General features: G+C 45.5%; 1 pseudogene. It reads left to right on the top strand.

Features of this window, described 5'->3' with window-relative positions:
• Positions 1 to 587: pseudogene (locus RVS70_RS21875) on the top strand (PhzF family phenazine biosynthesis isomerase); the annotation flags it as partial.

Here is a 587-nt window from a genome sequence, read left to right as displayed (position 1 = left end):
GAGGTATTAAAATATGAAGCATTTACAAGCAGTCCCGGAAAAGGAAACCCCGCAGGCGTCGTATTGCAGGGAGACGATTTTACTGAAAACGAGATGCAGATCATAGCCGAGCGTGCCGGGTATTCAGAAACCTCCTTTATCCGAAAAAGCGAGTCGGCCGATCTTGAACTCCGTTACTTTACCCCTGGACACGAAATGAATTTGTGCGGTCATGCTACAGTTGCTTCTCTTTACGCATTATGTGAGAAAGGAATGCTGGAGAGCGGTAAAACGTACAGCATCCAAACGAAAGCCGGAANCNTGCCTGTGAACATTTCTGAAAAAGATGGCCGCATTCATATTACGCTTGAACAGGCCTCCCCGCAATTCAAACCATTTACAGGCGATCGGGAAAAACTTGCTCACGCACTGTGAATCACCGAAGAAGATTTTCATGAAGATCTTCCGATTGTATTTGGCAGCACTGGCATATGGACAGCCATCGTACCGCTTAAATCATTAGAGGCTTCTAAAAAGATGGTGCCAGATAACAAACAATTTCCGGAAGTGTTAGTTGATCTGCCAAAAGCTTCAGTCCATCCGTTTAC

Source organism: Virgibacillus sp. M23 (genome assembly GCF_034190895.1).
GTDB classification, from domain to species: domain Bacteria; phylum Bacillota; class Bacilli; order Bacillales; family Amphibacillaceae; genus Virgibacillus; species Virgibacillus salarius.
The sequence above is the reverse complement of the archived record's forward strand: the minus strand, read 5'-3'. Positions and strand labels throughout refer to the sequence as shown.